The organism is Alphaproteobacteria bacterium (assembly GCA_018063245.1).
GTDB lineage: Bacteria > Pseudomonadota > Alphaproteobacteria > JAGPBS01 > JAGPBS01 > JAGPBS01.
In genome coordinates, this window is record JAGPBS010000062.1 from 1 (window position 1) to 11,613 (window position 11,613).

The 11,613-nt window shown below is 40.3% G+C and carries 8 protein-coding genes and 1 pseudogene; 2 read left to right on the top strand and 7 right to left on the bottom strand.

Going from position 1 to position 11,613, the window contains the following annotated elements; translation table 11 throughout:
* The first annotated feature begins 509 nt into the window (after positions 1-509).
* Positions 510-1,514 carry a hypothetical protein gene (locus KBF71_08120; protein MBP9878280.1) on the top strand — a complete coding sequence of 335 codons (1,005 nt, stop codon included), beginning with the start codon at positions 510-512 and terminating at the stop codon, positions 1,512-1,514.
* 342 nt (positions 1,515-1,856) lie between these two features.
* Here KBF71_08120 and meaB read toward each other — a convergent pair whose 3' ends face one another.
* From meaB to KBF71_08155, 7 genes and pseudogenes are all read right to left on the bottom strand, one after another.
* Positions 1,857-2,822, bottom strand: coding sequence for a methylmalonyl Co-A mutase-associated GTPase MeaB (gene meaB, locus KBF71_08125; protein ID MBP9878281.1), 966 nt, complete (start codon positions 2,820-2,822; stop codon positions 1,857-1,859).
* 6 nt (positions 2,823-2,828) lie between these two features.
* A pseudogene (gene scpA / locus KBF71_08130) lies at positions 2,829-4,928 on the bottom strand (methylmalonyl-CoA mutase).
* 63 nt (positions 4,929-4,991) lie between these two features.
* Positions 4,992-5,891: a TIGR01459 family HAD-type hydrolase gene (locus KBF71_08135; protein MBP9878282.1), complete on the bottom strand. Its 900-nt coding sequence runs from the start codon at positions 5,889-5,891 to the stop codon at positions 4,992-4,994.
* Positions 5,888-7,126 carry an EAL domain-containing protein gene (locus KBF71_08140; protein MBP9878283.1) on the bottom strand — a complete coding sequence of 413 codons (1,239 nt, stop codon included), beginning with the start codon at positions 7,124-7,126 and terminating at the stop codon, positions 5,888-5,890. The genes KBF71_08135 and KBF71_08140 overlap by 4 nt, the downstream gene beginning before the upstream one ends.
* Positions 7,127-7,189: 63 nt before the next feature.
* Entirely contained in the window at positions 7,190-8,485 is a 1,296-nt protein-coding gene (locus tag KBF71_08145; GenBank protein MBP9878284.1) for a dicarboxylate/amino acid:cation symporter, read from the bottom strand.
* Between the two features lie 51 nt (positions 8,486-8,536).
* Entirely contained in the window at positions 8,537-9,145 is a 609-nt protein-coding gene (locus KBF71_08150) for a DedA family protein (protein MBP9878285.1), read from the bottom strand.
* A gap of 190 nt (positions 9,146-9,335) precedes the next feature.
* On the bottom strand, positions 9,336-10,523 hold the full coding sequence (locus tag KBF71_08155; protein MBP9878286.1) for a hypothetical protein: 1,188 nt from the start codon (positions 10,521-10,523) through the stop codon (positions 9,336-9,338).
* 334 nt (positions 10,524-10,857) lie between these two features.
* On the opposite strand from KBF71_08155, the gene greA reads away from it, so the two are divergent.
* The gene (greA, locus tag KBF71_08160) at positions 10,858-11,319 is read left to right on the top strand and encodes a transcription elongation factor GreA (protein MBP9878287.1); all 462 of its coding nucleotides are present in this window, start codon (positions 10,858-10,860) and stop codon (positions 11,317-11,319) included.
* The last annotated feature ends 294 nt before the right edge of the window (positions 11,320-11,613 follow it).

The window sequence follows — 11,613 nt, forward strand, 5'->3', positions numbered from 1 at the left end:
TCTTTCACTTCGATAACTCCTTTTGCTAACCACGGCATTTTAGATCTCCCATTTTTGCCGTAAAGTTTATCAATTTTCGTTACCTATGTCCCCGCACATTCGTTACCTATGTCTCCGGTCTGTACACTTTCGCAGGGATGATAAAGGAGTATGCAAAGATGATAGTTTAGGGGATATCGTAAAGAAGATGCGATAATAAATTCAGCATGACATGCTGTGAGTAGTTCTCTCAATTTCGTCACTCAGAGCCCTCCTTCAGGAGGGCGTGGAGTCTCTGCAATGTAACAAATAAGTACAGTATTGTGGACAGGTTGCAGAGATTCCACACCACCTCTTAAGGAGGTGGCTCTGAATGACGCTTCTCTAAATCTATAAATCATTTCTGATGACGTTTTATCCGTCACATACCATTAAGCTAACTCTCAAATTTCCAATAAAACATAAAATTTTATGCATATTATCTCTAATATGGTATAATGAGGGATCGGTTATAAATGAGGGAGAGAAAAATGGCAGGAGACATTGGTAAGGCTGGTATCAGACCACAAGAAACAATTTTAGATGAGAATAGTCCTATTGCTGCATTTGGAGAAAAAAGGCTCGTAGTTGTTGCAGCGCAAGATCTTCCTCCAGCAAGGTTTACAGGTGTTGGATCCATAGAAACTCATATTAAAACATTTGAAGAGTTGAGTGTCACCTCTTTAGAGGATCTGACGAGTGTTGATAAAGCAGATGTCCAAAGTCGATTAAATAGTCTTAAACAGATTGAGCCTGATTTAGATTCGACACAGCAGTCACTGTTACGTACGATTGTGAATCATCTTCAATTTGCTTTGGATACAAATTCTTCAGCACAGAGATTTATGTTAGGTCAAGCGAAAAAGGAGTTAGAAAAACTTCAGAGCAGCCTTGAAAGTCAAACGGATAAACCTCTTGATAATGAATCTCCAAAATCACGTACACCTGGGTTTGTAAGGCAGTTTGTTAATTTTTTAGTTGGATTGCTTTCTCGACCAGAAAAACCTGTGATGGAGGCCCAAAAACCAGAACCAGCGCCTGTGCCTGTTATTGTGCAAGAGTCTGTGGTTAAAACTTCACAAGTTTTAAGCACATCAAGTCCTGAATTTTCAAAAGGCAAGCAGGCCATTGCTGATAAGTTAAATCATGCGATTAATGCGTTGCCAAAAGATCTTCAAGGCGTTTCATATCATGAGGCGACAGAAGCGGCGTACGAACAAACATATCAGGATCTAAAACAAGAGTTAGAACAGTTTAGAAAGAGCTATAGACTGGATGTGCCTAAACAAGAAGATGATGATCATCTTCTTGCTGCTGAATATAATAAATTGAGAAGCTATCAAGAAAAGATAACACAGAGGGTAGATGCTCTCAAGGGACAGAAGTCTGTTGACCCAAAAGTTGTCTCTCCGGAAGATGCTGCTGCAGATGATGAATTTAGAAAAGCTGCGGAACAAGCAAAACGTCAGGGCTTTAAGGGGCAGGTACCAAAGTAGGCTTGTGATCTTAACCACAAAGTCATATACACATCGCCCTCTATTTTTCTCTTGCATTATCACAGGCGTCCATATATGACGGCGGTGGAGGGGTACGTCTTCAATGATCAAATTTATGCACTGTAGTTTGCCAAATGCGTCACTCAGAGGGCCTTCTTGGCCGCCAAGCACGCAGTGCGAGGGGGCAGGGCCCGTGGAGTCTCAGGGATTTAACAATTGAGTGCAGCTTTTTGTTGAAATTGCGCAGAGATTCCACGCCACCTTAAGGAGGTGGCTCTGAATGACCCCTCTTTATATCAAAAATCATAGTTGATGACGATTTAGGCGTGATAGAGGTGACTCTCAAATCCGCTCTTTCAAAAATTCATGGATATCTTTAGGTGCATATCTCTTCTTCGCATCTTTTGCTTGAAACTCTGTCATTAACCTTTGACACATATCCTCTGAGCATTTTTTGAATTGCGCCTCGAACTCTTCTTTTAAAGACAGTTGATTCTGCTCATCACGACGTTTTGTGAAATAACCATTCTCTTTAATATAGGCCTCAAATTCATTGATTCTTTTAACTAAATCATCAAATCCATCTTTTGTTTCCAAAGACAATAAACAAATCGGAACACTCCAGCCGTTTGCACGCTTTGATAAAAGCGCAAAGGATGATTTTAAATTCTTGTGTAATCTTTTGGCTGTGCTTTTTTGCTCGGCTTCAACCTTGTTAATGACAACGAAATCGGCAACCTCAAAAATGCCACGCTTTAAAGCCTGAATATCATCACCACTTTCAGGAAGCATTAGGTATAAAAAAACATCAACCATATGGCTGAGTTCAATCTCAGATTGTCCAACGCCAACAGTTTCAATTAAAATGCGGTCATAGCCAGCCGCTTCACAGAGTAGAATCACATCGCGCATACGCTGTGTGACGCCTCCTAAATGGCCTGAGGCAGGAGATGGACGCACAAAAGCCTGAGGGTGATTCGCAAGATCTGTCATGCGAATCTTATCGCCAAGAATTGCGCCTTTGTCATGAACGGAGCTCGGGTCAATTGCCAACACAGCAACGCGGTGACCTTCATTGGTAAGCTGCATGCCATATTGTTCAATAAAGGATGATTTTCCAACACCAGGCAATCCTGAAATGCCGATTCGAAGAGATTCTTTTGTTTTGGCTGAGATCATTTCCATCAGGTCAAGAGAGAGGAGATAGTCTTCATCTGTCTTTGATTCAAGCAATGTAATGGCCTGAGAAAGCGCCCTACGGTCTCCCTTGATGATTTGTTCTGCCCAGTCTTTAATTTTTTGTGCCATTGTTTTTCAGTGTAATAAAGTCAGAATTTCCTTGGCCGCTTTTTGTAAATCGGAGCCGGGGCCAAAGACGGATTTAACACCATGTTCTTTTAAAAAGGGAATGTCTTGAGGAGGGATAACACCGCCACAAACAACGATAATGTCTGAGGCTTTTTCAGCCTTTAGCATTTGCATGAGTGGCGGAATGAGAGTCTTATGAGCCGCAGCTAAAGTTGAGATGCCAATGATGTGAACGTCATTGTCAATCGCTTGTCTTGCGACTTCTTCAGGAGACTGAAACAGACCCCCAAGATCAACATCAAAGCCCATATCAGCAAAGGCTGAAGCCACAACTTTTGAGCCGCGATCATGACCATCTTGCCCAATTTTTGCAACCAAGATACGGGGACGACGGCCGTGCTTAGCTATAAATGAATCAATGTCTTTTTTAATATCCATGAATTGTTGCTCCTTTTGAAAGGCTCCGTATTAAACACCAGACATAGCGCTCATTTTCGGTTGAAAGCGTGTGAATGTCTTTTCAAGAGCAGCTGTCACTTCACCAAGCGTTGCCCGCAATCTCATTGCCTCAACCGCAAGAGCAAGAAGGTTTTGTGAAGAATCTGAGGCTGCTGCCTCTAATTGATTCAAGGCTTCTGTTACTTTTTTCTGATCTCTTTTTGCTTTTAATAATGTGAGATTTTCAATTTGAGCTGCTTTGAGCTTGCTATTGTCGATACTTAAAACCTCAACCATCTTCTCATCTTTAAGAGGATGCAGATTCACGCCCACGATTTTATCGTCTTTGCGCTCAAAGCGAATTTGCTTTTCAAGCGCTGCTTCTTCAATTTGAACACGGACCCACCCATCTTCAATCGCTGCAACCATGCCGCCGGACTCTTCAACATCATGGATTAATTTTCTTGCCTCTGAGATGAGTTGATCCGTTAAGGCTTCAACATAATAAGAGCCGCCAAGAGGATCAACAACAGAGGTTACATGAGTCTCTTCAGCAAGGATCAATTGTGTGTTCCGAGCAATACGGGCGGAAAAATCTGTTGGCAAGCCAAGGGCTTCATCAAAAGAATTGGTGTGTAGAGATTGTGTTCCCCCTAAAACAGCAGCAAGTGCCTCATAGGCAGTTCTGATAACATTGTTGTAAGGATCTTGTGCTTGGAGCGAAACGCCAGAGGTTTGACAATGAGTGCGCAACATGAGTGATTTATCATCTCGTGGTGAGAAGTGCTCTTTCATCAGCTCTGCCCAAAGCTGGCGTGCAGCTCTGAGTTTGGCTGCCTCCATAAAGATATTCATGCCAATGCCAAAAAAGAAAGAAAGACGCGGTGCAAAATCATCAACATTGAGTCCTGCTTTAATGGCGGTTCTGACATATTCAAGTCCATTGGCCAGTGTGAAAGCGAGTTCCTGTACTGCTGTTGCACCGGCTTCATGCATGTGATAGCCAGAGATTGAAATGGGGTTGAATTTGGGCATTTCTTTGGCGCAGTAGGCGATAATATCTGAAACAATTCGTAATGAGGCTTTGGGCGGATAAATATAGGTATTGCGGACTAAAAATTCTTTGAGAATATCATTCTGGATGGTGCCCTGTAGATCTTGGCTTTTGGCGCCTTGCTCTTCCGCTGCAACAATAAAGGAAGCCAAAATTGGCAGAACAGCGCCGTTCATGGTCATGGAAACTGAAATGTCATTTAAGGGGATACTATCAAAAAGCCGTTTCATATCCTCGACAGAATCAATGGCAACACCGGCCATGCCAACATCACCATAGGCACGCGGATGATCACTGTCGTACCCTCTGTGCGTTGGAAGATCAAAAGCAACGGACAGGCCCTTTTGTCCTGCCGCTAAATTGCGTTTGTAAAAAGCATTTGATTCTTCAGCCGATGAAAAGCCAGCATATTGACGAATTGTCCAGGGACGGTTCGTGTACATGGTTGCTTTGACACCACGGCGAAATGGAAAAGAGCCTGGAATATGCCCATCAGATTGATCAGCGAAATAGACAGGTGAAAGTTTAAACCCTTCAGCAATGGGTTTTGAAAGATCATCCGTTTGTTTCTTTGGGCCCAATTCGATTTGAGCAATGGATCGCCATTTGGCGATGAGGGGGGAAAGAGCATCTGTTTCTTTGTCTTGTTGATTTTTTGTCACATTATTCTCTCATTGTTACCAGGTAAAAGTCGGCAATACATAGCGAGGCCAAAGGTCATATTTTTCGCATAGGCCGATGACGAGTCCTTCTTCAGGCATCTGTCCCCAATCGATTTTAAGATCTTCAGAATGAACGCCGCCGCTGATGAGGGCAACATCAATATCTGCATGAAATCCGCCTTTAACATCTGTTTCAAATGAATCACCGACCATCAGCATTCTATCGCGTTCAATATCAGGAAAGAACTCATGAATGGCATCATAAATGATTGTATAGGGCTTGCCAAAATATTGAACCCGCTGCTTTAAGGTTGAATAGTGTTGGGCTAAAAGTCCTGCACATATGACACGCTTGCCTGCATTCATGACATACTTATCTGGGTTTGCACAAATCATAGGTAGATTGTAAGAAGCGCAAAGGGCAAGCTCATCTTGATAATCAGTAAGACTGTGTGAGAAATCGCGTGTTCCGCAAGTAAGGACAAAGTCAGCATCTTTCGGGTGCTCAACTTGTGTTAATGGCAAGCTTGAAAAGAGAGAGACATGACGGTCAGCGCCAATAAAGTAAAAACGATCACCCGGGAAATAGGTCTGCCGTTCTTCTGATTGCAAGAAATCGTGTGTAAATTGACCTGATGTCATAATGTGATCAAAATGGTCTCTGGTGAGTCCATTCTTTTTAAGATCAGCTTCAATGTCTGTTGCAAGGCGAGGGGCATTCGACAATAGGCAAATGATTTTAGAGGCTTGTTTAAGCTTTGTAAGGCACTCGAGCACGCCAGGGTATAATCCTCCTCCATCATAGAGAACACCCCATAAATCAAGGATATAAACGTCGTAGTCATTAATTGTTTCACTCATCGAGTGCGTCATGGCAATCGATTCAGGGAATCTGTTGAGTTGGTAGTTCATCATTGTAAGCTTTCTTTATCAAACCGTCTGTAATTGAGAGAAGGTTCACCAAAAAAGTAGCCCTGGCCGAATTCAATGCCAAGTTCATTTGCATCAACAAGCTCTTCTTCAGTTTCAACATGTTCAGCAATAATTTTTGCACCGTTTTGATGAATTGCTGTTTTCAGTTGATGCCATTTTTGATGATCCGGATCGGTTTTTATCATGGCACGTAATTCGGTGATTTTCAACTTCACATATTGAAAATTCAACTCTTTCAGAGATTTTACATCAAATTTTTCAACAGGCACCTGATCGAGCGCAAATTTAAAACCCAATTGTTCCATTTTTTTGAGTAATGGAACGAGTGTTTCCTTCGTCTCAATAAAGTCTTGATAGGCAATTTCAAAAAAGAGGCGCTCGCCAATCGATTTATTAATAGCCAAAAATTCAATGAATTGATCCATAAAGTTCCGGTCCATAAAGGTGTGGCGAGACATGTTTACGAAAAAGCTAAGACTTGGATCTGTTTTTTTATGTTTAAGGATCTGGATGCCTCTGAATAAAAGATAATTATCGAGAACAGAAACGAGTCTATGCTCTTCACAAATTTTAATATATTCAGCGGGTTTTAAGAGTTTTCCATCTGCAGCAGTCAGGCGTGAGAATAATTCATACGATACGCGCTTACGATGAGGTAACTTAACCAACGGTTGTAAGTACATATCAATTCTATTTTCTTTAACAGCCTCACGAATCATGACAATTTTTTCTTGAGCGCGTTCAGCCTCAGCCGTTTTTCCGCCAGCTCTATTTTGATTTGGGATGTCATTGACGGTCAGGATTGCTTCTTTAACACGCGTAAAGATGCGATCTCTTAAGTAATCTATAATGTTTGCTTCTTTTAACAACTTTTCCTCCACGTCGATTTCTATGTCGTTTTTTACATCATAATCAAAAATCGTTTCAAATTGCTCAGCTATTTTTCTAATTTTTTGCGGATCAAGTTCAGAAAAGCGATTGACAAATATACGACTCATAATGGCAAGCTTTTCATACTTTTTCCGAAAGTGCCTCTCTCTACGTCTAAACAGAATAAAGCTATGGATAAAGAGGGCTAGAAACAAGAAGGAAGAGGTGAGGGATATCTTTAGATTATCAGCTAGATCAGGCTGTAGATAACCAATAATTTCGAAAAGAGAAATCGAAAAAAGAGGGTATAAAAGGATACCAAGTAACAGATGGTGAAAAGGTTTCATGAGTTATTCCTAAGAACGTCATGATAACCTTAACACACAAAAGATAAATAAATGATTATGAGGCTAGCTGTTATATGTTTTAAGATCGAGCTGTTGTTCACTTTTATCGACAACAATTGTAATTGCAGCATCGCCCGTAATGTTCACAACGGTTCTGAACATGTCTAAAATACGATCGACACCTAGAATAACAGCAATGCCTTCAATTGGGATTCCAACAGAAGAGAGAACCATTCCCATGAAAATGATTGAGCCACTTGGGATTCCTGCTGCGCCGATAGAGCCTAGAGTGCAGTTGAACATCAAAATGCAATAATCTGTTGCGGTGAGGTGAATGCCATACATTTGCGCGAAGAAAACTGAAGCAATTCCTAGATAAATTGCTGTTCCAACCATGTTAACACAGGCGCCGAGAGGCATCATGAAGTTGCTCGTACTTGGTGAGACGCCCATTTTCTCTTGAAGTTCACGCATAGCTGTTGTCAGTGTTGCTTTTGTACTGCTTGTGGAAAAAGCCATAATCTGTGTTGGAAGCATCTTGCGATAAAATGGCAAAGGAGAGATTCGGGCAAAGAGTATCATCAGTAGGCCAAAAATTAAATATTGGAAGAAGCAAGCGGCAATAACAAGTCCAACTAGTTTTATGAGGCTTAAAATCACATCATAACCAGTTGTGCCAACAAGCGATGCGATAAAGCCAAATACGGCTAATGGTGCAAAACGCACAAGCCATTCAATCATCTTAAAGGTAACATGAGCCATCTCTTGGTTGATTTCTTTGACGCGTGTTGTCTTCCAATGAATGTTGTTCATGACAACGCCCGTAAAGATCGCAAAAATAACAATTTGAATGTAGTTATCTTCAGCAATTGCATTCACGATATTCGCAGGAATCAGGTTGAATAAAAAATCTTGTATTGTCATGATTGTGCTTGATGTAAAGTCCATATCAGATGTATCAATGACGGGCTTAGGAACTCCAACACCAGGTTGAAAAATATTGGCCAAGATTAAGCCAAATGCAACAGCGATAACCGATGTGAGGATATAAGCCGCAGATCCTTTTAAAGCAATCCCTTTGAAGTGATGTGAGGCCGTAAGGCTTGTAATACCAGAAATGAGAGCGAAAAAAATCAGAGGAGAGACAACCATTTTAATCAGACGAATAAAGATAGTCCCAAAAATTTTCAAAAATTCAGCGTCTTGCTCGAAGATAGCGCCAACGATAATACCTAGGAGAAGGCCAACAAGAACTTGCTGCCACATATTAAGTCCTAAAATACGCCATTCTTTGGCAATCGGTTCTTTTGAGACTTCCTCCATTTGTGAGGAGTCTTGTGTTGTCGTTTTTAAATTCATTAAGCCATTCCTTTTTAATTCAGCTATTTAAGGGGTGGATATATTTTTTAATTAATCCTTCATCATGTACAATTTTATACCATAAGCTATAACAGAGATGATTGTCAAAAGAACAATAATAATTTGTAAATTTGTGACAGCAGAATAACTTGATTCTGCAGTTTTTTCAGATAGATAGCCTATTTGTAAAAGGATAAACATCCAGAGCAATCCACCGATAGATGTATAAATAACAAACGATTTAAATTTAAAACGGGCTATACCAGCCACAAATCCGATGTAATGACGGATACCAATGAGAAGGCGCCCGATAAAAACAGAAAAGGCGCCGTATTTTGCAAAAAAAGCTTCTGTTTTTTCAAGGAAATCATGTTTGATAAAGACGTATTTACCGTATTTTTCAAGGAGTGTACGTCCGAAGCGATAGCCTATCCAATAGTTAATGATCGAGCCTACAACAACGCCGGCGGTAGATGAAACCAAGACTCCCCAATAATTTAATTCGCCCTGCGCAGCTAAAATACCTGCGGGGATCATTGTGAGTTCTGCTGGCATAGGTACAAAGGTACTTTCAATCATTGTTGTTAGAAAAATGCCTGGATAACTCCAAGAGTCAACCAAATTTAACCACGAATCTACCAAATATAACAATGTATCCATCTATACAAACAACCTATCTCGTGCCAAAATGAAAAAAAACTTTTAGAAGGGCAAAAGGCCATTTTAAAAGTTTAGAGCGTAAACATGATTGAGCCTAGCACAGGCTTCTGCAAATCTCAAGCTAAACTGATGTGCCAAACAAGAAATCCTGCCAGATGGCAGGATTTCTAATGATTAAGAGCTTTTGATCTTATTTTCTTCTTAAGAATGCTACTGATACAAGCCCTAAGAAGAGGAGTGATGCAAGAGCTGGCTCAGGTGTCGGATTAGGTTGTTCACATGTTTCTGTTTCACATGCCGCTCTTTGAAGAGGAGGATCCACAAATGTTGCATAAAGTGTGTTTCCAATGATTTGGTAGCCAATTGTGTAACCAGGATACTGTAGTGTTGTGTTGAAGTTATTCACAAAGGCGAGCAGATCACCTGTTATAGAGGACCCTGTGATCAATGGAAGAAGATAGAGAGGACCATTAACTGTTATATCTTGATAGCTGAGAGATGTGATGCTCTGGAAATCTGTGAGCTGGAAGATAAGGTTCAGTGTAACGCCTGTGAGATCCCACGCTGAGTTTCCGATAATTTGGTCATAAGCACTTGTGCTCCAAATATCTAAGCTAATGGTTCCACCGTTATTTGTGATGATGCCATCGTTAAATGTCATGGTTTCTGGAGCTGGTGTTGTGCCGTTATTATCTGTACCGATTTGTCCAGTATTAGTCATGTCGCCATTGAAGGTGCTGCCATCCCCGCCATATGTACCTGTGTTTGTGAAAATGCCTTCACTGTCAAAAGTACCGCCGGTGTTATCAATTTTACCTTCGTTTTTGAATGTTGAGTCGGCTGTGACTGTTGTTGTGCCGTTGTTATTGTAAGTGCCGCTATTGGTGTTGTTACTGCCGCCAGAGGCTACAACAGATCCGCCTGAATTGTTATTGAATGTGCCGCCAGCATTGTTTGCAAAGCTGCCGCCATTGTTTAAGAATGATCCGCCACTATGGTTTGTGAATGAACCATTGTTCGCAAAATGACTGCTCGGTTTATTTGAGAAAACGCCATAGTTTTTGAATGATCCTGTCATAGCGTTTTTAAATGTCCCACTATTATTGACAGTACTACCTAATAGATTTGTTGTTTCTGCTTGGTTTGTCACATCAGAAATGGTGGAAATATTGACTGTTCCAGTATTGATTGTGTCTGTTGTGACTGTTGCTGGTAAAAGCTCTGTATAATCGCAACTGTTAAATCCGCAGACTGTTGATTGTGAAATAACAGGTGGAATAAGGATGCCGATCAATAAAATCATCCATGTTTTTCTTGATTTTAGATGCTTATCAAAAAACGTATGACCAGCCGCATTTTGTTTTTCTATATTATCCATTTTATGACTCCGATTTTATTTTTCTATTTATTAAAACCTTATTTTTCTCAACTTATATACATTGTATCATATAAATTTAAAATTTTAAATAAAATTTTTTATTTTTTTAGAAAAAGACGAAAGGGTCAATGATTATTTTGCTTTCAGCTGATGTTGATATTGCCAAGTTAAATAGAGTAGATATATTTGAGCGGATCTTGACAAATTGTCTAGGAATTGCTATATTGTGCATATAGCTTAAAAGCTTTAGATAGTTACCAATAACACGGGCTCACGTGTTGTGTGGTTTTTTTGTTTTGTGAGTGAGGTAAAAATGAGTTTACAAAAATTTCCAATGACATCAAAAGGTTTTGATCGTTTAAGAGAAGAGCTCGATCATTTGAAGAAAGTTGAAAGACCTGCTGTCATTAAAGCTATATCAGAGGCCCGTGATCATGGGGACTTGTCTGAAAATGCTGAGTATCATGCTGCAAGAGAGCGTCAAAGCTTTATTGAAGGGCGTGTGAATGAATTAGAATTTAAAATTTCCTGTGCTGATGTGATTGAAATTGGATCTTTAACAGGCAATCGTGTGGTCTTTGGCGCCACTGTTAAATTGGTTGATGAAGATACAGACGAAGAAATCATTTATCAAATCGTTGGTGAAGAAGAAAGCAGCATTAAAGATGGCTTGCTTTCATGTAATGCACCTATTGCACGTGCCATGATTGGTAAAGAAATTGGCGATACTTTTGAAGTAAGTACGCCTAAAGGAACAAAATATTACGAGATTCTCAAAGTTTCTTTTGAGAATTGATGGCTCTCGTAATAATTTCTAAATCTGTTACCCAAATAATGAGTATGTAGAACGATGATTATCGTTGATGACCTTTACAACTTTATGTGTCAAGGTGTAAAGTTTTGAGAAGTGGTCTTTCAAATTTCAATACTGTTCAGTTAAATTCTCTTGTCACACCCGCAGAAGTGTACAGACCGGAGACATAGGTAACGAATGTGCGGGGACATAGGTAACGAAAATTGATAAACTTTACGGCAAAAATGGGAGATCTAAAATGCCGTGGTTAGCAAAAGGAGTTATCGAAGTGAGAGA